Below are 24,278 nucleotides of genomic sequence, written 5' to 3' on the forward strand. Positions count from 1 at the left end.
CCTGTCAACAGGGGCGTGACATGGCTTAATAATTACAATTAGTAGCCATTTTTCATACATTATAATAATTATATCCCGTTCGGGAAGTGAACTTCATGGAGTAGGTTTTGGCAGACAACGGATTTGGAAATAAGCTTAATGCAAAAAAAATAGTAAGCTTGCAGCAAACCAGTATTTTATTTTTCTCATGTTTAAGCGCAGTCATACTGCTGGCACTAGTATCATTTAATCCACAAGATCCCAGCTTTATACAATTTGATAGCGACGCTATTATTCAAAACAAAGCAGGCCCTGCTGGCGCCTATTTAGCAAGTATCCTCATTGGGTTTTTAGGTTACTTAGCTTATCTCATACCGTTAGCCTTACTATATGTAGGCTTTTTCTTATTTAGACCAATGCCTAGACAAGGTGGTTTAAATACTTGGTTAACTGTAACGGGTGTATTTTTAGCACTGTTCTGCGGTTGTGGCCTAGTGACACTACTATGGCCAGAGAGTAGCCTAACTTTTAAAGCAGGTGGCTTACTCGGCTTGATGATGGCTAAGGCAATGGTCGCGGTACTCGGTGACTTTGGTTCTACCGTAGCGCTATTTTGCGGTTTCTTTGCGGGCCTTACCCTAATACTGGATATATCTTGGTTAAAGGTTGTCGACAAAGTAGGGGAATGGGCACTTTGGTTATTTGAAAAGGTTATGGGCGACCCAGACGACCTATCTGAAGGTAAGAAAGAAAGTAGGCTCAAAATGCCTAAGATGCCTAAAATAAGTTTACCTAAGAAGAAAGCTAAAGAAGAAGTAGCAGCTGTAAGTAGCGCCTCTTCAGCGCCAAAAGCTCAACCACCTGCAAAAACTGAAACAAAAGCAAAAAAGCTATCTATCGCAGCAGCGGCTGCAGTAGCCGGCGTCGGTGCATTAGTCTCACGTAAGGGCGCTGCGAAAGCAGAGCCAGAAGAGCTTGTGATTAATATAGACGAGATGGATGAACTGGACGAACTAGATGAAATCCCAACTATTCGTGAAGTTGTTAAGACTCAAGCAGAGCCATTAAGCGCTCCACCAGTCAAAATCACTAGACCCGCACCTATTGCTCCAGCTCAAGCACCCGCTGCTGTAGAGGATGATTTTGACGATGAGGAAGAATACTTAAGCCCAGTCGCACTTCCAAAGCAAAAGCCCGCTGCACCTAAAAAAGTAAGCGCACCAGCTACTGCTAACAAAAGACCACCAACGGAAAAGCTAGGACTAGTTCCTCCTTTAGACCTTTTAGAGCCAGCACCCGCGAATCAAGACAAATTCTCTGAAGAACAGTTAAATGATCTAGCCAATAGCATTCAAACAACACTGGCTGATTACGGCATCAATGGTGTTGAAGTTGTTGACCGGTTCCCTGGCCCTGTTGTTACACGTTTCGAAATCGACCTACCACCGGGTACAAAAGTAAGTCGTATTTCAGGGTTGAGCAAAGATATTGCTCGTAGTATGCGTGTTCCTAGTATTCGTATCGTTGAAGTCATTCCGGGTAAAACAACCATTGGTATCGAAATACCCAATGATACCCGTGAGCTTGTCGCGATTAGTGAAATTTTGAATGCTCCGATTTTCCAGCAATCAAAGTCACCACTCACTATTGCAATGGGTAAGACAATCGCGGGTAACCCTGCCATTGCTGACCTTGCGAAAATGCCTCATGTGTTGGTAGCGGGTACAACCGGTTCTGGTAAATCAGTTGCGGTTAACGCAATGATTATGAGTCTGCTTTACAAGTCGACGCCTGAGCAAGTTAAGCTTATTTTGATTGACCCTAAAATGCTTGAGCTAAGTATTTATGAGGGCATCCCTCACCTCTTAACCTCTGTTGTTACTGACATGAAAGATGCAGCGAATGCATTACGCTGGTGTGTGGGTGAAATGGAACGTCGTTATGCCGCTATGTCGTACATGAAAGTGCGTAACATTGCTGGATACAATCAGAAGGTCCAGGAAGCCATTGATCGTGGTGAGCCAATTACTGATCCTAGCTTTGACCCTACTAAGCATGTAGATGTGCAGCCTTCGATTCTTGAGCCTTACCCGTATATCGTTGTTGTCATCGATGAGTTCGCTGACATGATTATGGTAGTCGGTAAGAAGGTAGAAGAGTTGATTGCTCGATTAGCTCAGAAGGCACGTGCATCAGGTATTCACTTAATCCTTGCGACACAGCGTCCTTCTGTAGATGTTATTACTGGTTTGATCAAAGCTAACATTCCATCTCGAATCGCCTTCCAAGTATCCACTAGAATTGATTCACGAACCATTCTTGACCAAGGTGGTGCTGAGCAGCTACTTGGTAATGGTGATATGTTGTACATGCCTCCTGGTACAGGTTTACCTCAGCGTATACATGGAGCATTTGTAAGTGACGAAGAAGTTGAAGTCACTGTAAACTACCTCAAAGAAAATGGGGAACCCAAGTATCTGGATGATGTCCTACAGGATACTGGCGGTGCGAGTGCGCCCATCCCCGGATTAGAACCATTAGCGGACTCCGAGGGTGATGCGCTGTATGACCAAGGTGTTAGTATTGTGACGGAGTCACGACGAGCATCGATTTCATACTTGCAACGCCGCCTTAAGATTGGTTACAACCGCGCAGCCTCAATGATTGAGGATATGGAAAAAGCCGGTGTTGTTAGTGAAACGCAATCCAATGGAACACGCGAAGTACTAGCTCCACCACCTGTGAAAGACTGAGGAATACATGAAAAAAACAATTTTAACAGCTGTCTTTATTGCAGCTACAAGCATGAGTCAGCTAGCGGTTGCAGATGCTAAAGAAGCACGAGCACGCCTTGATTCATTCTTTACTAAAGTGACCAGCTTGAAAGGTAGCTTTAAGCAACAAGTGTTTGACAAGAAAGGCAAAGCAATACAAAACAGTTCTGGTTTGATGTATATGAGCCGCCCGGGTCGCTTCCGCTGGGTTTATATGACTCCTGAGCCACAAGAACTGGTTAGTGATGGTAAGAATCTTTGGATTTATGATGAAGACTTAGAGCAAGTAACAATTAAGCCAGTTAACTCTGCTGTATCTTCAACGCCTATGTCTTTCTTAACAAGAAGAGATGTACCCGCTGCACGCTTTCACATTAAAGCGCTACCTGCACGTGGTGGACAAGATTGGTTCCAACTAACACCTAAGCAAGCAAGTCGTGATTTCAAGAGCATTGAAATGGGATTGGATGTTAAAGGTAATCTGAAACGTATGGTTATGCATGACCAGCTTGGCCAACGCACTGATATCATTTTAAACACGCAAAGCAATATACCAATCAGCGGCGGTACTTTTTACTTCCAAGCACCTAAGGGTGTAGATGTGATCGGTAAAGCACGTTGATCGTTTAATTTGATCTCGCTTTAGATAGCAAAAAGCCACCGTAAAGGTGGCTTTTTTGTGTCTGTATGCTTTTGAAACTAAGCGTTTGCGTAATACTTTGTGATGCCACGACCTAATGCTTCAAGTGTTTCAGTGAAGACTTCATCATCTTCTTGCAATAGTGTCATTCTAAAGCCGTTTAATGATGAGCCAAAACCACTCAGAGGTACAACACAGATAGCTTCTGAAGCCATTAACTCATAAGTAAACTGGAAGTCAGGTGCGACTAGCTTTTCGGATAACAACTCATTTAGGTATAAACGCGATGCCTTAGTCGTTGCACTCAGTTGTGAGCGGGGTAAGTCGAGCAACTGAACAACAAAGTAAAAGACGCCACCTGGCATCGATACACGCACTTGTGGTATCTGTTCGAAAAAAGCTACTGCTTGCTCAGCTCTACGATGATACTTTTCAATACGCCCCTGCAGGTAGTCTTTAAACTTGGGTGACGAGTAAATATGAGGTAATACCATTTGAGGTAATGTCGTCGAGCAAACCTCTAACATTTTAGCCAATAAAATCATGTTAATGAAATCATGGAACTCAGCATCTTTTTCTGAGTTGTATACTTCAATCCAACCACAACGAGAACCCGGCCAAGGAACATCTTTACTGATGCCTTTCATGCTTATACCTGGTACATCACCGATTATTTCATGCAGCAATACGTTCTCTACACCATCAAAGACCATTGAATGATAGATTTCGTCAAAGATCAGAAAGCAATCATGATCTTTGGCAATTTTAACGATCGCTTCGAGGGTTTCGCGCTTAAAAACGCGACCTGTTGGGTTGTTAGGATTAATCACCAAAATCGCCACAACATGATCATTGTATTTAACTTTGTTTTCTATTTCTTCAAGGTTAGGCTCCCAGTCATTTTCTGGGTCCAAGTTATAAGAGATAAATGAGCAACCGGCATGCATTGCCTCAGCAGTCGCATGAGACGGGTAAGTAGGCGAGGGTACTAATATTCTAGCTTCTCTAGGTAAGTTATTAATTACCTTATTAATTGCCTCTCCTAGACCATTGAAAAATAGAATATCATCAACAGTACATATTTTTTCATTAGAGAAGTTTTTTAGGACAAATTCTCGAGTGGGTAAATAACCACGCGTGTCTGTATAGGCAAAGACTTTATCTGTAACCGAGTTCTCTCGGACAATCTCTTTGATCCATTCAGGCATCTGCTCACCTGCGGTAATAGGATCACCAATATTCTCCCAGACCATTGAAAGATTGCCTAACTTTTCTAACTGCTTTCCAATAGTGACCACTTCACGAATGGGGTAGTTTAGAAGCTTATTATCTGCCCGTAATAAATTCTGTCGCACGTTTATCTACTCTTGTTTTAGTTGGTAGCGACATATTAACAAAGCCTGCGCTAACTGCGACCCTAAAACTGTATTTCTAATGATATTTATAAGTGATGTTATTTATTGTTCTTGAATGAAAGTGCTTGGTGTAAACTTCTTAGGCCAAACCCCAAACGATGGAGAAGTACGCATGAGCGAACTTTCAAAAGAAACAATCGAAAATACCCTGAAAATTATAAATGACAAATATCAAGGTAATGACATTGTCAGTAGTGGTGCGGTTAAATCAATTGAAATTGATGCAGGTAAGGCCTCTGTAACTGTAGAGCTTGGATATGCGGCCGGAGAATACGCCAATGCACTTAAGTCAGAAATAGAAGGACTTCTATCTTCAACAGCAGACGTTATTAGTTCAGAAGTGACTGTGAATCAAAATATCGTGGCTCATGCTGTTCAAAAATCACTAAAGCGTATTGAAGGCATTAAAAATATTATTGCAATTGCCTCTGGTAAAGGAGGCGTTGGTAAGTCAACAACGGCTGCAAACTTAGCGCTAGCCCTATCCGCAGATGGTGCAAAAGTAGGGGTGTTAGACGCTGATATCTATGGCCCAAGCCAACCACGCATGCTGGGCATGTCAGGTACACCTGAGTCTAAGGACGGCTCTACGCTTGAGCCAATGGAAAACTTTGGTATTAAAGCCATGTCGATCGGCTTTTTAGTAGAAGAAGATACTCCAATGATTTGGCGTGGCCCTATGGTGACACAGGCACTAGAGCAAATGCTTCGTGACACTAACTGGGGAGATTTGGATTATTTAATCGTCGATTTACCTCCAGGAACAGGTGATGCACAGCTAACACTGTCACAAAAGATCCCTGTCAGTGGCGCTGTTATTGTTACTACTCCTCAAGATATCGCCTTACTCGATGCACGAAAAGGCTTGGCTATGTTTGAAAAAGTGGCGGTTCCTGTACTGGGTATTGTTGAGAATATGAGCATTCATATTTGTACTGAGTGTGGTCATGCAGAACATATCTTCGGTGAAGGTGGCGGAGAGCGCATGTCTAAAGATTTCGATGTGGATTTCTTAGGCTCTTTACCGTTAGATATCAATATTCGCCAACAGGCAGATGACGGAAAGCCGTCGGTTATCTCTGACCCAGACGGTAAGATTAGTGAGATGTATCATGATATTTCTCGTACCATGGCGGCAAAGCTTGCTGAGAAATCAAAGGATTACAGTAATAAATTCCCTAATATCGTGATTCACAAGTCATAGAATAGACCATTTATCGACAAAGAGTCGCATGGGTTTATTGTGCGACTCTTTTGTTTTAAGATGGACTAATGACTAAAATTATATCAAAACTAATTATAATACTAAGCCTTTTCTCAATAACCGCATGCAGCTCATCCGGCGGTAGAATCAAAGGCATTGCTGAGCCACCACAAGTTTCCGTTAAAGATGTTCAATTTGAACGTTTAAACTGGCAGGGCGGCGACGCAAACTTCATTCTTAACATCACTAACCCAAATGCATTCCCTTTACCGTTAACTGGATTTGACTATGCTTTAAGCATCAATAAAATCCAAGTCGCTAACGGTAACCGCGATCAATCATTTACTATTCCTGCACGCCAGACTAAACAAGTACAAGTGCCATTAAAGGTCAGCTTTGTAAATATAGCGCGTATGTTGCCAGGTTTGTTTGGACAGGGCACAATGCAGTATGAATTAGCAGGATCAGCTCACTTGCCATGGCTGAATATTCCATTTTCCCGCACAGGCAGCACCAATTTGAGACCTTGATATGAGTATCAAAGCAGACCACTGGATTCGCCAGATGTCAGAAGATCATGGAATGATCGAACCTTACGAGCCAGGGCAAGTACGTTCTGTCAATGAAGAACGTATTATCTCATACGGAACATCGAGCTACGGTTACGATGTTCGCTGTGCTAACGAGTTTAAAATTTTCACCAACATAAACTCTGCGGTAGTAGATCCGAAGAACTTTGACGAAAATAGCTTCGTCGATGTGCAATCTGACGTTTGTATTATTCCGCCAAACTCATTTGCATTAGCGCGTACCGTAGAATATTTCCGCATTCCACGCAGCGTGTTAACCATCTGTCTAGGCAAGTCTACCTATGCTCGCTGTGGTATTATCGTTAATGTCACGCCATTAGAGCCAGAATGGGAAGGACACGTCACTTTAGAGTTCTCAAATACAACAACACTGCCTGCAAAGATTTATGCAAATGAAGGTGTTGCACAAATGTTGTTCTTTGAGTCAGATGAAGAATGTGAAACTTCTTACCGTGACCGTGGCGGTAAATACCAAGGGCAAACTGGCGTTACATTACCACGCACCTAATAGCAGTGTGGCTCTGCCATTCTTCACAAATTAACAAACGAGATTGACCCATGAGAACTGAAAAGGTTGTTTTTGCATTTTTCATTGTGCTTGCACTGACACTGAATTTTGGTTTTTTCTTAGGAGATCTCTCAAACCCACTTCATCACGATGTGTATGAGTTATTTGCGGCGATAGTCGTTAGTCTTATTGCTACCGTGTTGAAGTTTGGCGATAGAACACACCTTGGCTCAGTATTTCTTGCGACTAGTTTAGTGGCTGACTTACAGTTGATATTTGCCGCCATCATTTGGGGTATAAACTCACAACCTGGACTACCACTTGAGGCAGACACATTGGCAACAATCGTGTCACTCAGTGGTGGTGCATTGCTAGCTAACATTATCTCAGTCATTTTATTGGTTTCAGAAACGGTTAATCTGCGCCGCTAGGCCAGCATTCGGCAACTGCCATGTCTAACCTAATCTATCTCTTATTACGTCGTTTACGTTCTCCATTGATTACATTGATCTTGGTTTACGCCATCTCAATGACGGGGTATGTAATGATTCCAGGAGAAGATGGAAACCATGATCCTTACCAAATGTCATTCTTTGATGCTTTCTACTTTGTTAGCTTCATGGGTACAACAATTGGTTTTGGTGAAATTCCTTACGAATTCACTCAAGAGCAACGTTATTGGACGCTGGTTTGTTTATACGCCACGGTTATTAGTTGGTTATACGGTGTTGGTTCGCTATTAAATGTATTCCAAGACCCCGCATTTCGCCAACAAATTAAAATCAATAGCTTCAAACGTAGCGTGAGCAGAATACGTCAACCGTTCTACCTAATCTGTGGTTATGGTGAAACAGGGCGCATGCTTGTCAATGACTTAGCCGAAGATGGCATACTCTCGGTCATATTAGACCCCGAAGAAGGCCCAATTAACGAACTTGAGGTCAATGACCTTGCCATCTCACCGCTCTGGCTAAAAGCAGATGCTTCTGACGCACAAATTTTAGAAATAGCAGGTATCAACCATCGCTGTTGCTCTGGAATCATATCCTTAGCTAACAATGACAGAGTAAATCTGACAATTGCAATCGTCGCACAATTACTCAATAAAAATGTACGCCTCATTGCACGAGCAGACAGTCAAGAGTCTGAATCAAACATACTTTCCTTTGGTGCTAACGAAGTAATCAACCCGTTTGAAACCTTTGCCTCGCGTCTTGCGTTAGCCATTCATTCACCCGCATTACATTTAATATACGAATGGACTACTGGCTCACGTGATAAACGAGTTGATGAAATCTACACGCCCAAGAATGGTAAATGGATTATCTGTGGTTTTGGTGATTTTGGGCGTGCAGCCTATCGCTACTTAGATGAGATTGGTGAAACACTGTGTGTAATCGAGCCTGACCGTAACCGAAGGGACTTACCATCAGGTACCGTGATAGGACGTCCAACAGAAGCGGCAACGCTTAAAAAGGCAGGTATTGATGAGGCCGTTGGGATTATCGCTGGCACAGGAAATGACCCTGATAACTTATCTGTTCTAATGACTGCATTTGAGATCAATCAAAATATCTTCCGTATAGCGCACCAAAACGAAGAGAAAAATCAACCCATCTTCGAAGCAGCCAATCTTGATCTTGTCATGCGACGTGGAAACTTGATTTCTGACAAGATTTTTGCCCTAATCCGAACACCATTGCTAGGTGACTTTTTACGAATCGTCAGCCGTTTTAAAAAGGCTCGTGCAAATATATTAGCATCCAGAATGATTGGGGTAATGGGCAATGACTTCCCTGAGCTTTGGGAGCTAACCGTTGATAAGAAAACAACACCAGCACTATTTTCTCGACTAGAGCAATCACAAGTACTGGTAAAAGACTTGCTGCGTCACCCTGACGACCGTGATCAAAGTATTCAAGCCATCATGTTATTTCTGAAGCGTGGTGATGGTAACGTGATGCTCCCTGAAGATAACCGCATCGTTCACAAAGGTGATCGGTTCCTTATGTGCGGCAATCGACAGGCACACCACAATATACAAATAACCACTCGAAACGATCAGTACTTACAATACGTACTTACGGGGAAATTGTTACCAGACAGCTGGGTTTGGAAAAAAATAATCGCTTACAAAGAGCAGCTAGAGGCTCGTAAAAGCTAGCTCATCATCCTAAGATTTCGTGTCATCAACTCTTCTTGATTCCGTTTTATATCGACTTCCTTTTTTGCCAATAACTCATCAGGCAGACGCAGTTCTGGAATTTCATAACCTTTGCTGTTTTGCCACGATCTAATCAGATTAAACTGCTCTACAGAAGGACGCTTAGCAAGCAAGTGACTAAACTGCTTAATACCTTTCGTTTCAGCTAAGTAAGTCACTGCATTCATCCACGCATGATCAAACCCCAGCGTTTTGATATTGAACTTACGAATGTACTTTTTACCTTCGACACTGCCGGACACGACAAAGTAAGGTGTATAGATAACAGATGTATATATTTTTTTACGACCCGGTTTAGGCTGCTTCGCACGTGATTCTCGACGCTTAGTGTGGCGAACAAACTTCATTTTAATGCCTGACACACCAGTGATGTAAGCAGAGTTCTGAGGACGCTCTATTTTCAGTCGATCTCGCTGACTCTTCTCAAGCATTGCTTCAAAATCCCACTCAGCTAGTAGTTTTTTGGCTTCTTCGTGAACTGCGTCAGCATCTTTATTCTTGATACCTAACCAGCTTTGGCGGTTTTTCTTTTCACTCGCAAAATATCGGGTCACACGAAATCCTCTAAAACCTGATGGATGCGGGCTATCGGTGTGGTTATAAATGGGCATATTACTGTATTCGTATAATGTAAGTTTGGGGGATGTATGAGATATTTTATTATTATAAGACTAAAATAGCGATATATTAGGCATTATCGCACATATAATAGGGAAGAATGAAGGGATAAAGCTGATATGGATATTACGATTTCCTAATAATTACCAAGAAGTATTATTTCAATGCTCCTTAGCAGACATCCATAAAAAAAGGCCAGTAAACTGGCCTTTTTTTATTAACTAACTACAAACTTACTTTGAAAAATCATCACCCAAGGTGATTTCACCTTGCTTAGGCTTTTCAGCCACAACTGGAGAAAATTTATCTTCAACCTTAACAGTAGATACTTTTTTCGTCGTCGTAATCACTGGCTTAGGCACTGCTGGTATAACAGGTACTACAACCGGTGCAACCTCTTTGCTTGGCGTCTTTTCAGTCGTTACACGAGGTTTTGTAGCTTTCTTAACTGGTGATGCTTTACGACGAGTCGTTGTCGTAGCAGCAGGCACAACAGATTTATCTGCAACTTTAACTTCAACAGGCTTAACACTAGGCTCAGCTGGCTTCACTTCACTGATTGGCGAGACCACTTTATCAGCTACTATTACAGCATCTTTAGGCTTAGTCGCTTTCTTGGTCGGCACACGACGAGTTGTTTTACGTGTCATCGTATTGGTTTTAGCTGCTACAGGAGAGTTTGTCTCAGCAGGCTTCTCTGAGGAACTAGCTTTCTCAACCGCTGCAGGTTGAGACTTAATCTCTTGCTCAACTTCAGTCGCTTTACTTTCAGTACTTGCTACAGTTGGTGAAACTTTTGTAGCAGAAACTTCAGAACTTTCAGTCTTAGCTTTAAGGGTACGAGGCTTACGCGTTCTCGGCTTCTTTACTGGCTCCGCTTTAGGCTCTTTAATCGTGATCTCTAAAGGCTCATTTGACTGAGCAGCTCTGTTTTGAGCTTCATAATCAGGCTTAACATCGTTGGAGCTGGACTGGTCAGCGGCAACCGCACTACTAACGACAGTCGTTGCAATTGAATTCTCTAGAACTGTATTAGCAGTCACTTCAGTCGACCCATTATTATCAGCAGACTTAGAACCTCTAGATGAACGACGCTTACGCGGCTTCTTAGCAACTGGCTTAGCATCAGAAACACTATCACTACTACTCGCTAGCGGGATATTAATCTCAATAGGGGTTTGATCTTGACTTTCCTGAGAGTTATCTACAACCGCTGGAGAGTTATCCTTAGTACCTTTCTCACCACGTGGTTTACGACTTCTAGAGTTTGTACGCTTCTTATCACCAGAAGTTTTAGCAGGGCTTTGTTGAATCGTATTACCATCCACATCGCCCTCTACAGGAGTAGCTGGTTTAGTCGTCTTGCTTTTCGGCTGACGCGGCTTCTTTTCAACACTCTTAGCTCTAGTATTCGGAGACTTTTCAGTCTTCGGCGTATTAGGCTTAGTTTTGTCTTCTGCTGTGTCTGCTTGCTTACTACGGCTATTATTCGGCTTAGGCTTGTTGCTGTTGCGAGGCTTGTTAGTATTCGGCTTACGACTGCGTGATTGATTATCATCACTATTTGATCGTGCGTTATTACTTTGCTTACGAACAGGCTTAGGTTGCTCAGCCACTTCTTCTTTCTTAGACCCAAATAGTGAGCTCACTAGACGAGAAATAATATTTGGCTTCGAAGCAGAAGATTGAGGTGCCGGCGTAGCAGGGCGTACTTGAGAGACAATAGGCTGTGCAGCTATTGGCGCAGCAGGCTCAGTCAGCGTAGACCCTGCATCCAGTGCAGTACTCTTAGTCATGCGCTGGTAAGTCTTAGGTAGATCATCAGCCTCATCTTCTTTAAGACGCGTAATCTCATAATGAGGCGTGTCTAAATCAGGATTAGGAATAATCGTCATACGAATACCAAGACGCTCTTGGATATCGTTCATAGGCTTGCGCTTTTCATTAAGCAAGAACGTTGCAACAGGAACAGGTGTTTCTGCAACCACCTCAACCGTCATATCCTTCATTGCTTCTTCTTCCATCAAACGCATGATAGAAAGCGCAAGTGACTCAACACCACGGATCGTACCTTCACCACTACAACGAGGGCAAATGATCTGGCTAGACTCACCCAGAGAAGGACGCAAACGTTGACGAGACATTTCAAGCAAACCAAAACGAGAAATACGACCGACTTGAACACGTGCACGATCCATCTTCAACGCATCACGTAGACGCTTTTCAACTTCACGTTGATTACGGTTAGGCAACATATCGATAAAGTCGATAACAACTAAACCACCCAAGTCACGTAAACGTAATTGGCGAGCAACTTCATCAGCCGCTTCAAGGTTAGTGTTAAGCGCTGTCTCTTCAATACCCTGACCACGTGTAGAACGTGCTGAGTTAACATCGATAGAAATAAGCGCTTCTGTGTGATCAATAACGATCGCACCACCAGAAGGCAAATTAACCTCACGATGGAAAGCAGAATCAATTTGATTCTCAACTTGGTAACGGCTAAACAAAGGTACTGGATCAGTATAGAGCTTAAGCTTACGAAGGTTGTGAGGCATTACCGCCGAGATAAAGTCATGTGCTTGCGCATAAACTTTTTCATTATCGATAAGGATTTCACCAATATCATTACGGAAGTAATCACGCAACGCACGGATGATAACGTTACTCTCTTGGTATAAAAGAATAGGCGCTTTATGTTCAGTATTTGCTTGAGAAATAGCCGCCCATAATGTCTTAAGGTACTCCATATCCCATGTTAGTTCGTCTAACTCACGACCAACACCTGCTGTACGCACAATAGAACCCATGCCTTCAGGGATATCTAGTTGCGCTAGGATATCGCGAATCTTATGACGATCTTCGCCCTCAATACGACGAGATACACCACCTGCACGAGGATTGTTTGGCATTAGTACTAAGTAACGACCAGCAAGGCTGATAAATGTAGTTAGTGCTGCACCTTTGTTTCCACGCTCTTCTTTATCAACTTGGACCATTAACTCTTGGCCTTCCTTGATAACATCTTTGATGTTAGGGCGACCTTCAGTCTTTTTATTTGTTGGCTTCCAATATTCTTTTGAAATTTCTTTGAATGGAAGGAAACCGTGACGGTCAGCGCCGTAATTTACAAACGCCGCTTCAAGACTAGGCTCAACGCGTGTGATAACAGCCTTGTAAATGTTAGATTTCTTTTGAGCGCGATTAGGATGTTCAATATCAAGGTCATAAAGGTACTGACCGTCTACCATAGCTACACGAATTTCTTCGGACTGCGTGGCATTAATTGCTATTCTTTTCATTAAGTTGTGAGTTTCCTGTTAATAAGATAACAGTTCACTTAGCCATAGTCCGTATCGCTATACTCGCATGAGCAATACAGATCCTCGCCCATGTATAGAAAGTAGGGCGGACATTACAATAGTTTGAAATTGTGAGGGTTTTTTATATTATCCCTCTACGTAATTGTAGTGTGTATAAAGACAGCGCGGATCAATTTGATTGCACAGTCTTTGAATATTTTTCATCGATCAAAACAGCTTACTGCTACCGATGTTGGCATAAGGAACTATTAACTGAGACGGCTAGTGTGTGCGGTCTCTTTCCTGATATATGTCATTTGTTTGACTAATTGTCCAAATGACAGTGAAGGCTCCGTTTAAAAACGAATGCCGTTTTGTAATCTTTGTAGATGGGATTTTAGTCGTAAGCTCCAATTTGTCACGCGCTTTACAACTAACAACGTCCCCAAGTTGTTGTATTCTATGAATACCAGAGGGAATATAACAATTTTGTCACATGCCAGCAATACAAATATCCTCTATATACTGCATTGTTCCTAAGGTATTTTCACGACGTTCAATGTTATGATTCGCCCATGTCTGAAATAACTACCAATAAAGTGCGTTTTATCACCGTGACTGCTTCAAATGAAGGCCAGCGAATTGATAACTTTTTAATGAAGGAATACAAGTTTCTTCCTAAGTCTGCAATCTATAAGTTACTGAGAAAAGGGGAGATTCGTATCGATAAAAAACGCATCAAGCCGACTCGGAAACTAGTCTTAGGGGAGGAAATTCGTGTTGCGCCCATTAAAGATGTTCCTGAGAGTACCGAACCACGCCCAGCAAGTGATCGGTTGCTCAAAATTATTCAAAATTCAATACACCTTGAAGATGATGATCTTGTAATACTGAACAAGCCTTCTGGTGTAGCAGTACACGGGGGAACTGACAATGATCATGGTGTTATCGAAGCCTTTCGACAACTTCGCCCGGAACTTGAGTTTATAGAACTAGTTCACCGCATAGATAAAGAAACCAGTGGTCTTTTATTATTAGCTAAAAATAGAACGACATTATTGGCGCTACACGCAGCTTTTCAATCTAGCCAAATCAGTAAGCATTACCAAACACTGACATTTGGAAAATGGCGTGGTGGTAAACAACATATCCAAAATCGTTTATCTCGAGATACTGACGGCCAGCAAAATATGAGAGTGAATGAGGAGGGCGACGGTAAACTTGCAGAAAGTATCTTTGAGCCACTCCAAAGTTTCGAAAACAACAGCCTTTTAAGCGTTCGTTTATTGACTGGTCGTATGCATCAAATCCGCACTCAGTTGGCCGCCTTAGACTATCCAATTACTGGGGACAGCAAGTATGGAGACTTCACAAAAAATCGAGAATTTGCTCGTGCTACCAGCTTGAAACGATTGTTTTTACACGCTTATAAGATTGATTTTAAGCTTGAACACTCTGGCAAATCTTACAATATTGAAATACCACTTGCTGATGATCTCGCGTTAGCATTGACCAAGTTAAAATAATCCAAGGTAATACTAAATGCTTATAGATGAGAACAATCAAGCACTAGGTGCACTTAAAGAAGTCGCATTAGCGGGAATTGTTGAACAACGACGAACTCGACGCTGGAACATATTTTTCAAAGTTATAATGTTGATATTTGCGCTGCTTTTTATACTAAGTATTGCTGGTGCAATGACGAACATGGCTAAACTGTCTGATCCGAAACTATCAGCGATGGTTGATGGCGAGGATTATGCAGCGATGGTGACTATCAGCGGCGTCATTATGGATGGTGAATCTGCTAGTGCAAACAATCTGATTCCGGCTTTGCAAAAAGCGTTTAAAGACGAAAGTGCTAAAGGCGTTGTTTTACGTTGTAATAGCCCTGGTGGAAGCCCAGTACAATCCAACTTGGTTTATGAAGAAATTATGCGATTACGTGACGCATATCCTGAAAAGAAAGTTTACGCCGTCGCTGAAGATGTATGTGCGTCAGGTGGTTATTACATAATTGCAGCAGCTCAGAAAATATTCGCAGACAAGTCGAGTATCGTTGGTTCGATCGGTGTGCGTATGGATAGCTTTGGTTTTGTCGATGTAATGAAAAAAATTGGTGTTGAAAGCCGTCAAATCACAGCAGGTAAAAATAAAGCGCTATTAGATCCATTTAAACCACAACGACCACAAGACATTGCTCATTTGGAAAGTTTGCTGGGTAACACACACAAACATTTCATAGATGCGGTTAAGGCTGGCCGTGGCGATAGAATTGATGTTACTAAAAATCCTGATCTGTTTAGCGGATTATTCTGGAGTGGTGATCAAGCACAAGCACTTGGCTTAGTTGATGCAATTGGTTCAACTCGAAGTGTTGCACGTGAAGAGCTTAAAGCAGAACGTCTTGTAGAGTTCACACAGCAAAGTGATATTTTTGAACGTCTATCTAAACGCCTTGGTACTAGCGTGCGTTCAGCGTTAAATTCCGCGCAAGATTTTAAATTGAATTAATTGCTGTGTAGAAATATGAAGTAGCAAGAAAATGGCAGCGTAGATTTACGGTGCCATTTTTGTTTGTATGGAATGAATGAGAGTTTGGGAAGATACCTCGAAATAAAATATTTAACATAATATTAATTATGCGAAGTTATTTATTGTGCGCTGTTTAATTGATTAACAAGCCACTGGCATGCTGCATCTTTAGACCCGTGCTTCTTCAACAGTGCGCGGCGCTCATTACGCGGACGCATATCAAACGATTCTTTGATTTCTTCCCAATGTTGATGTTCAACATTAGACTTTTGTTGATACTCCGTAGCCTTAGTAGCAACTTCTTCACGCTCAATGATATTTGGAAGATCAAGAATATCAGCGTCGTCATTTAGAGTTGCAGAAAGCAGAATAATATTGACTAGTCTGTGCCTACCGATCTTTACTGTAGGTATGTACTCACGCTTGACCCAGCCAGTCACAACACCTTCGGAAACACCAACGCACTCTGCAAACTGTGCCACTGTCATCACCGGAGCAAACAAATTTCTCATATCTAAGTCCTGAGTCAAAAACAGCACTATAAAGTACACTGCACTAACAAAGTACCAACAAAGGACAAAAGGAATAAAACAGGTAGTATAACGGTACAGTAAATTATGACTATGTACTAACAGAGTACTAGTTATGGTCTAATTTAAGTAATCTATTAAGACGTGTTACAGGAACGTCTAGGACTTGCTTTTACAGTTGGTGCGCGCGGCATTCTGCCCAGCGCTGCACCAAACACCGTAGTATTAGTTATCAAGGTGGTAGCAGTAAAATAACGAGCACTTATATGGAACTGGTAGACAGACTGGAAAAACAGCTTAGGGAGAATGCTGCGCAGCGTTAAACGTATGGGGTTTCACCCCTTACAACCCCAATGGTTGTTAGACATCGCATAATTAGCCCTATGCAAAATCGGCCGCAGGTCTAACCATTATCCTTGCGGCCGAAGTTACATAAAGCATCCGCATTATGCGTAGTTTAATATAGCTAGGTGTATGCCTTAAATACTGACCATAAAGGCGTAACAATCGTATTGAAACAACAATAAAGAACGTACTCTATATTGATTTAAGTCAGACACTTAGCTGTTATTAATGAGAAATCACTTTCTATAATGAGACACGCTAGTTACCAGAAAATCAATACACTTAAGATAACCTTATTAGTCAGACAATTAAATCGTATGATATTGATAAGTAAGTATTTATAAGTCCAGACTAATCAAAACAAGTAATACAGAAGAACTCGTAACAGCGAATGAAAATTGATAACTCAATGACTACTGTGTTTATTTCACTGGCAAATGAAAGAACTTACTTATTAATGCGTTAGAGGCATCTACTAATAAGAAACTAGCTAAAACAAATGGCCCAACCCAAGCAGCGATCACACGGAAGCATTTTAGAGTTCACTTCAGCCACAGGGGTTCAGAAAAATATAGAGCACCGCCCTAACCCTATATTTCGGATTCACGGTAAAAACACATCAAACTGCAAAACTAACTAGCTTTGAGTTAAAGTAAAATAGCTGAATAATCAATCAAAAAAGATACTAAATCACGAAAAAACTTAAAATAAAGACAAAAAATAGAGCAATAGTGCTCTTGTGTGTGGATTTCAGCACTTTTTCACCATGTATAATAGGTGAAAAATACTCCCAAAAAGAAATATAACCCCTCTATTATCTACATAATGGCTTATTTTTTATATATTTAAAGCCATAAACTTCATCTTTAAGCTACAAAGCCCCAGATTTAACCACCAAAAGTTTGTCCAAATAATTCATTAAAACGTAATTTAATAAAATTTAGACAAATTGTTAATTAAAATTTTTAATTAAAACACATAATTAACCATTGATTTTTAGCGTAACTCGCTACTTGTGAAACGAATCACACCTACTTTTGACCCGCAAGGGCTTATTAATAATGGTTAATACTTCTACCCCTAAAGCAAGCAATATTAGTCAACTCCATTCATCCTACATTTAGTCAATTTCATCTAAAATTTTAAGTAATAACAATAAGGAAGGACTGAGCCCAGAACTCAGCCGACTGAGTCTAGATGTCATGGGGGAAATATGACGATCTAGAACTAGACATTAAGGGATGATAAAAAGTGAAAAAATTAATAAGGAAATCAGCATGGACTTGCTTATTTGCACTTTCCATGAATACAGCCGCAGCAGCACCATTAGTAAATTTTGGCTCGCCGCTCGGAATAAATACCAATGAAGCATTGGAAAATAACACCAGCCTACCTTTCGTAAATCTATTTAAATTATCAATGCCGTTTGATGAAGCACGCCCATGGTTTACTAAAGGACACGTACAGTATGATCAAAATGGCTGGCCTAAGCTGTTAAACGGTGGTCAAGCTGGCACTCGCTTCTTAAACCAGATCGACCCACAAGCACTACCAAAAGGTGTTTATACCGTAAAATACGATGGCCAAGGCCGCATTCGTTATGGTGGTAGTGTCAAAGTTGTTAGTCGTGGACAAGGTGTTGACCTAATCACAATGACGCCAATGAGTGATAAGAAGATCACTGCCACATTGACTATCGACTCATCAAACCCAAGAAATTATGTACGTAATATTCGTATTTTGCTTCCTGGTGGTATCTGCGCGGACAATCCATTACGTAGTGTTTCTACAGCTCGTCAGTGCCGTGGTAACTATCAATCATTTGCTGATAATTACAATCACATCACGTTCAACCCTGACTACTTAAACTTCATGAAAGACTTTAAAGTCTTACGTTTCATGAATATGGCAGGTATTACTCGAAATAACCTATCACAGTGGACTAAGCGCCCTAACCTTAATCAATCCACCTGGGGCGGTAAAGAAGGTCGTCGTGGTGTACCACTTGAAATCATGGTGAAGCTTTCAAACAAGTTAAATATTGATCCTTGGTTCAGCATTCCTCATAACGCTAATAATGACTTCATCAAACGCTATGCATTATATGTGCGTAGTAACTTGAAGCCTCACTTAAAGGCATATGTTGAGTACAGTAACGAAACTTGGAACGATGTATTTGTTCCTCAAGCAGAACACATGAAGCAAACAGGTACTCGCTACAAGTTGGATACAGACCGACGCGTTGCAGGTGCTAAATACTACTCACTACAAAGCACCCGTATCTTTAAGATGTGGGAGCAAATGTTTGGTGGCAAAGAACGCTTAGTGCGCGTAATGGGTGGTCTAACGAGTGATATGAATCTATCTCATACCATCTTAGGTTACCGTGATGCATACAAAAATGTTGATGCACTAGCAGTTGCACCTTACTTCTATGTAAGCCAAGAGCGCATGAAGAGCATTCGTAGCGTAGGACAAGTTTTCCAACAGCTTGAAGCTAAAGACAACCGCTATTCAATTGCTAACACACTAAAAAATGTAGGCCAACAAGCTGAAATCGCTAAAAGTTACGGTGTAGATTTGATCGCTTACGAAGGTGGTCAACATTTTGTACAAAGTAAAACACACTCAGTTACTGAAGGTGCGACTCCATACCTTATACAAGCCAATCGTCACCCGCACATGGCAACGCTTTATACCCGTCTATTACAAGGCTGGAAAAAAGCCGGTGGTAAGTTATTCGTTGCATTCTCTGCACCACGTCCATACACATGGCACGGTAGCTGGGGAATCAAAGAGTATATTAACCAACCGATGCACAAAGCGCCTAAGTATCGTGCGTTAATCGGTTTTGCAAAAGGTCATAAATGCTGGTGGGCTGCGTGCAACTCAACAAGTATTAAGCGCTTACCAAAGCCAATCAATGTCGCTCAAAAAATCTATAGTGGAGATTCTCCTGACTTTGAAAAGCCATTATCTGTAAAGATCCGTAAACAGGGTCATGCGAGAAATGGCATTCAGTTAGCAGCACAGAACAACATGCGCCGCGTAATCAACGGTACGATTCACGGTGGTCGTGACTTAGCAGGCTCATGGCGTTCAAGCTGGGATGATAAGAACCTTTATGTGAAGGTTAATATTGTTGATGACCGTTTAGTAAAAGACTCCGCTAAACCTTGGGCAGATGACTCTATCGAAATCTACATTGATGCTGATGGCAGCCGTAAGAGTCGCTACGATGGCTGGAATGACTTTCAGCTAACGTATCGCATGGATGATCAGAAGTTGACTGTAGGTGGTCGTACGCCTCCTCACAAGATATATGCTATTCAACATAAGATGATCAAAGTGGCTAATGGCTATCAACTTGAAACAACTATCCCGTGGACAACGCTTAACGTTAAACCTAAGCATGGTCACCGCGTAGGCTTTGATATCCAGGTTAACGATGATGACAGTGGTGATCAACGTGATGCAAAATTGGCTTGGAATGCTAAAACAGATCAGGCTTGGAAAAATCCAAGAATGTTCGGAGAGCTTGTTTTAAGTAATTAAATGTATCATGATTATTTCATTTGGCTGGGCGGAACTTAATAGGTACCGTTCAGTCATATTGGCACCCGTATAAGCAAAATAACACCAAGGTGTATGAAAGTGATCACTCACAATAAAAGCTTTAGAAAACTATTTATTCTTTTATGTTTTACTCTTTGTTCGGCGCCAGCTCTCTCTGAGCAAGCACGGCAAGCACCCGTTTTTGTTAATCAAGCATCACCTCTAGGTATGAATACCAACGAGGCGATGGAAGTTGACTCAAGCCTTCCCTTTGTTGACCTTTTCCGCTTCTCACTACCATTTGAAGCCGCTCGCCCTTGGTTGACTAAAGGTAAGATTGATTACGATAAAGACGGATGGCCAAGCAACCTTAATGGTGGGCAAGCGGGTACACGCTTTCTAAGCCACATTCCTGCTGAAGCGTTACCGAAAGGAGTTTACACGGTGCGTTACGAAGGTGAAGGCGAAATGCGTTATGGTGGAAGCGCAAAGTTAATAAAGCGCTTACCAGGTAAAGATCTTATTCGTTTTGAACCACTGGCTGATAAGACAATTACAGCCACACTATTCATTGATAAAAGTAACCCTAAAAATTATATTCGTAATATTCGAGTATTGATGGCGGGTGGCATTTGCATCAATAACCCTTTCAAGCGCGTTGATACTGCTGAGCAATGTCCTGGCCAACCATTTTTGTCTTTCGCTGATCATCACCGACAAGTCATGTTCAATCCTGACTACCTAGATTTCATGAAGGACTTCAAAGTCGTTCGCTTCATGAACATGTCAGGCATTACTCGTAACAACATTAAACATTGGCGTGACCGCCCTAGTTTGACAAGCGCGACATGGGGTGGCCCTGAGGGTGTTCGTGGCGTACCGATTGAAATTATGGTCGAACTGGCTAACCAGCTCAATATTAGCCCATGGTTTAACGTGCCACACATGGCCGATGATCAATTCATTTCTAGCTTTGCACGTTACGTAAACCAATACCTAAAACCAAACCTAAAAGTCTATCTTGAGTACACGAACGAAGCGTGGAACTCTGTATTTGTCCCGCAAGCTGAACACATGAAGCAACAAGGTGTTCGTCAAAAGTTAGACAAAGACCGTCGTATTGCAGGTTTTAAATACTACTCAAAGCAAAGTGTCCATATATTTAGACTATGGGAAAACGCGTTTAATGGCAGCAGTCGCTTAGTCCGCATCATGGGTGGTTTTACCACTGATCCAAGCATGACCGAGACTATTCTCGCTTATAAAAAAGCGTATCAATACGTTGATGCACTGGCCATAGCACCCTATTTTTATATTGATCAAAAGCAACTCCCGCTGATTAAAAGCGTCAATGATGTTTTTACCATGATGTCAGCTGCTGACAACCGCTATTCCATTGATAACTTGATGAAAATCATTCGTAATCAAGCTGAAGTAACAAAGGCTTACGGTGTCGATTTAATTGCTTATGAAGGTGGTCAGCATTTGGTTGACCATTCGACACACAAGTTAACGGAAGGCGCGACACCCTTTTTGGTTGCTGCTAACCGTGACCCGCGTATGGCACGCGAGTACTACCGTTTTTTGAGTGCTTGGAAAGCGGTTGGTGGTCATTTGTTCGTTGCTTTCTCTGCACCGCGCCCATTCACTTGGCATGGCAGCTGGGGGATTAAAGAATACATCAATCAGGCGAATACTGAGACACCAAAGTACCGAGCTTTAATGGCATTTAACCGTGGCGAGCGCTGTTGGTGGGCTGCTTGTGAAACGAGCCAACAAGTTCGCCTACCTAAGCCTGCATTTATTCCACAACACTTAGTGACTGGACTGGCTCCGACGACACCTAAGCCAATGTCTCTAGGCATAAAACGTCAATCAGCGGGCTTACACGGCGCTAAAGCTCACCGACTTGATAAGCTCATTAAAGGGACGATTAATAGTGGCAATGACTTGTCAGCTATTTGGCGTGCAGGTTGGGATAAAACCGGATTGCACTTTTGGGTGGGGATTGAAGACGATAAGCATATCAAAGATTCCGAACAAGCTTGGGCTGATGACTCCATTGAAATTTATATCGATGCAGATGGTAGCCGCCAGAAAACCTATGATGGTGTCAATGACTTTCAGCTGACGTTTAGAATGAATGACCCAACAATAGGAATTGGTGGCAACTCCCCGAAAAAAGATACAAAACAGATTCGTAGCAAGATGGTTAAAACACCAACAGGCTACCGTCTAGAAGCGACAATACCGTGGACATTTTTAAATATACAACCTAAAGCTGGTGCGCGCTTAGGTTTTGAAATTGAAGTAAACGATGATGACAATAGCCACCAACGTGATGCGAAGATCTCATGGAATGCAACTATGGATCAGGCTTGGAAAAACCCTCAACTGTTCGGAGAGTTGATCCTAGAAAACTAACCAGAAGGGCTATCGATTAAAAGCCAGTTAAAAAACTTCACACAGTACCTTTGCACGACTTTCAATATTTTGCGCTCTAATATGAGCGCAAAGTTCTGGAAAAAAATCATGAAAAGTCTCTTCAATAAGATGATAAAGCTGTAAAACTTCGCCGTATGATTGATCTAAGTGATTATCAAAACGCATTCGGTTACTGATCGCTATAAGCGTTTTTTCAACAGCTTCGACCCCAACATAACTTGCTAGCCAATCATGCTTAGATATTTCGCGCAAACGATGACTCATCGTTGTCGGCATGTACCTTTCAGCAGCAGCTAACTGAGTATAACTAAGCGCAGTAAAAACACGTAGATCTTCATCATGATACCTATCCCATGACTTTGCTAACATATGGTCATACGCCACATCGATAATAATGGGCACAAAGCGGCGATAACTTGGGTCAAACTCACGTTTTAACCCAAGTATCAAAGGGTGATTATCGGTGAACTTATCTGTTGCTTGGTGGTTTTTTATTCCATCCAAGATGCCCTGCGGTTGCTCCGCAAGATTTACATGCTTAAGGAAATCCGCCATTATATTGCCGGTTTTCGATAAACACTCATCTTGAGAAAGGTAAAGGTGCGCTAGATAGTTCATAGATTAATTACTTAGCTCTTATGGCTTTTATAAAAAGTGTCTAACGTCTCAATAAACAACGGTAGTTGATCTTCTGGCAGCTCATTAATACCTGCTGCAGCTTTGCGTCCACCCCCTGTTGGAAACTGTCGAACAATCTCATCTGCACCCGTTTTATTGTTTAACGGTGCGCGAACGCTTACTAGGTAAGTTCCATTATTACGTTTTGTGATTACCGCATGGGCTCGGTCCGGAAACTTGTTTGCTAAGTCATTACCGAACACACCACTGACGCGACGTGCCCAAGCTTCGTCTGGCAACATAAACACAGCACTAATGTCTGTCTCATGAATTGACGGTGCTTGCTCAGCAGCAGCCATATCCTGAATATAACCTTGCTCTAGTTTCTCAAATGTTTCTTTACCCTGCTTGAAGAACTCAAACGGACTCGCGTAATCTTTCATTGCTAAGTACAACTCAGCAGGTGAAAAATGCAAGTCATCAACCGTTGCACCGTAACCGTTGTAATTCATGTAGATGCCAAGCTTTTCTAATTGATCAGCTTGCTCATCAGTCAAACCTGACACCTTACTTAAGGTAGCACCAATCTTTTTCAGGTTATCGCCAAATGCGCCAACAATAGCCCAATGCTGGTACTTACCTTCAAGTGCTTGGTTAACCAATGTACTAGTACAGCAATCAGCAGCAGTATTGATATGTGTTGTAAGGTTTTCGTGAGTTATTAACTCATCACCCGCAAAGTGGTGATCAAAATAACTAACACTAGCACCGGTTTCTAAGACTTTAAGTAGGCCATCGCGGTTACTGTCCAGAGAAATATCTAAAACAGTCACCTTATCTTCTGAAGAAGCGTCTACTCGAGAAAGAAGTTTAATATCGCGTTTAACACCTGTAACCAGTTCACTATCTACTGGGTGTGCGTTACGTAATTGCAGCAACGCACAGATACCATCTGCGTCACCATTAAAAACATCAATGTACTTCATTTAGCGGATC

General features: G+C 41.9%; 17 protein-coding genes. 11 read left to right on the top strand and 6 right to left on the bottom strand.

Features of this window, described 5'->3' with window-relative positions:
- Positions 1 to 107 precede the first annotated feature (107 nt).
- Positions 108 to 2,732, top strand: a complete 2,625-nt coding sequence (locus DKT75_RS19880; RefSeq protein WP_109826255.1) for a DNA translocase FtsK — start codon at positions 108 to 110, stop codon at positions 2,730 to 2,732.
- A gap of 7 nt (positions 2,733 to 2,739) precedes the next feature.
- A complete protein-coding gene (lolA, locus tag DKT75_RS19885) occupies positions 2,740 to 3,375 on the top strand; it encodes an outer membrane lipoprotein periplasmic chaperone LolA (protein WP_109826257.1) in 636 nt (211 codons plus the stop codon).
- Between the two features lie 77 nt (positions 3,376 to 3,452).
- On the opposite strand, the gene DKT75_RS19890 is transcribed toward lolA, so the two are convergent.
- On the bottom strand, positions 3,453 to 4,748 hold the full coding sequence (locus DKT75_RS19890) for a pyridoxal phosphate-dependent aminotransferase (protein ID WP_158278927.1): 1,296 nt from the start codon (positions 4,746 to 4,748) through the stop codon (positions 3,453 to 3,455).
- Between the two features lie 172 nt (positions 4,749 to 4,920).
- Between DKT75_RS19890 and apbC the strand changes: the two genes are divergently transcribed.
- The 5 genes from apbC to DKT75_RS19915 all read left to right on the top strand — a co-directional run bounded on the left by apbC (position 4,921) and on the right by DKT75_RS19915 (position 9,274).
- Positions 4,921 to 6,012, top strand: a complete 1,092-nt coding sequence (apbC, locus tag DKT75_RS19895) for an iron-sulfur cluster carrier protein ApbC (protein ID WP_109826569.1) — start codon at positions 4,921 to 4,923, stop codon at positions 6,010 to 6,012.
- Positions 6,013 to 6,080: 68 nt separating this feature from the next.
- On the top strand, positions 6,081 to 6,542 hold the full coding sequence (locus DKT75_RS19900) for an LEA/WHy family protein (protein ID WP_109826261.1): 462 nt from the start codon (positions 6,081 to 6,083) through the stop codon (positions 6,540 to 6,542).
- 1 nt (position 6,543) lies between these two features.
- Entirely contained in the window at positions 6,544 to 7,110 is a 567-nt protein-coding gene (gene dcd, locus DKT75_RS19905; RefSeq protein WP_109826263.1) for a dCTP deaminase, read from the top strand.
- A 50-nt stretch (positions 7,111 to 7,160) separates the two neighbouring features.
- Positions 7,161 to 7,541 carry a DUF6394 family protein gene (locus DKT75_RS19910; RefSeq protein ID WP_109826265.1) on the top strand — a complete coding sequence of 127 codons (381 nt, stop codon included), beginning with the start codon at positions 7,161 to 7,163 and terminating at the stop codon, positions 7,539 to 7,541.
- A gap of 20 nt (positions 7,542 to 7,561) precedes the next feature.
- Positions 7,562 to 9,274 carry a potassium channel protein gene (locus DKT75_RS19915; RefSeq protein WP_109826267.1) on the top strand — a complete coding sequence of 571 codons (1,713 nt, stop codon included), beginning with the start codon at positions 7,562 to 7,564 and terminating at the stop codon, positions 9,272 to 9,274.
- Here DKT75_RS19915 and DKT75_RS19920 read toward each other — a convergent pair.
- Together DKT75_RS19920 and DKT75_RS19925 are read right to left on the bottom strand one after the other, a co-directional pair.
- Positions 9,271 to 9,888 carry a hypothetical protein gene (locus DKT75_RS19920; RefSeq protein WP_109826269.1) on the bottom strand — a complete coding sequence of 206 codons (618 nt, stop codon included), beginning with the start codon at positions 9,886 to 9,888 and terminating at the stop codon, positions 9,271 to 9,273. The two genes, DKT75_RS19915 and DKT75_RS19920, sit on opposite strands and share 4 nt — an antisense overlap.
- 297 nt (positions 9,889 to 10,185) lie before the next feature.
- Complete coding sequence (locus tag DKT75_RS19925) at positions 10,186 to 13,254, bottom strand: Rne/Rng family ribonuclease (RefSeq protein ID WP_109826271.1); 3,069 nt, start codon at positions 13,252 to 13,254, stop codon at positions 10,186 to 10,188.
- Positions 13,255 to 13,829: 575 nt separating this feature from the next.
- Between DKT75_RS19925 and DKT75_RS19930 the strand changes: the two genes are divergently transcribed.
- Entirely contained in the window at positions 13,830 to 14,780 is a 951-nt protein-coding gene (locus DKT75_RS19930) for an RluA family pseudouridine synthase (protein ID WP_109826273.1), read from the top strand.
- Between the two features lie 16 nt (positions 14,781 to 14,796).
- Positions 14,797 to 15,768, top strand: a complete 972-nt coding sequence (locus DKT75_RS19935) for a S49 family peptidase (protein WP_109826275.1) — start codon at positions 14,797 to 14,799, stop codon at positions 15,766 to 15,768.
- A gap of 140 nt (positions 15,769 to 15,908) precedes the next feature.
- Here the strand turns inward: DKT75_RS19935 and DKT75_RS22135 are convergent, their stop codons facing one another.
- A complete protein-coding gene (locus DKT75_RS22135; RefSeq protein WP_109826277.1) occupies positions 15,909 to 16,301 on the bottom strand; it encodes a helix-turn-helix domain-containing protein in 393 nt (130 codons plus the stop codon).
- A gap of 1,614 nt (positions 16,302 to 17,915) precedes the next feature.
- Here DKT75_RS22135 and DKT75_RS19945 point away from each other — a divergent pair.
- Together DKT75_RS19945 and DKT75_RS19950 are read left to right on the top strand one after the other, a co-directional pair.
- Positions 17,916 to 20,219, top strand: a complete 2,304-nt coding sequence (locus tag DKT75_RS19945; RefSeq protein ID WP_146201413.1) for a CBM9 family sugar-binding protein — start codon at positions 17,916 to 17,918, stop codon at positions 20,217 to 20,219.
- Between the two features lie 99 nt (positions 20,220 to 20,318).
- Positions 20,319 to 22,643, top strand: coding sequence for a sugar-binding protein (locus DKT75_RS19950; protein ID WP_211665504.1), 2,325 nt, complete (start codon positions 20,319 to 20,321; stop codon positions 22,641 to 22,643).
- 27 nt (positions 22,644 to 22,670) lie between these two features.
- Here the strand turns inward: DKT75_RS19950 and DKT75_RS19955 are convergent, their stop codons facing one another.
- Together DKT75_RS19955 and DKT75_RS19960 are read right to left on the bottom strand one after the other, a co-directional pair.
- Positions 22,671 to 23,282, bottom strand: a complete 612-nt coding sequence (locus tag DKT75_RS19955) for an acyl carrier protein phosphodiesterase (protein ID WP_109826283.1) — start codon at positions 23,280 to 23,282, stop codon at positions 22,671 to 22,673.
- Positions 23,283 to 23,293: 11 nt separating this feature from the next.
- Positions 23,294 to 24,268, bottom strand: coding sequence for a DHH family phosphoesterase (locus DKT75_RS19960; RefSeq protein ID WP_109826285.1), 975 nt, complete (start codon positions 24,266 to 24,268; stop codon positions 23,294 to 23,296).
- Positions 24,269 to 24,278 lie beyond the last annotated feature (10 nt).

This window comes from Leucothrix arctica, assembly GCF_003172895.1.
In the GTDB taxonomy this organism is placed as follows: domain Bacteria; phylum Pseudomonadota; class Gammaproteobacteria; order Thiotrichales; family Thiotrichaceae; genus Leucothrix; species Leucothrix arctica.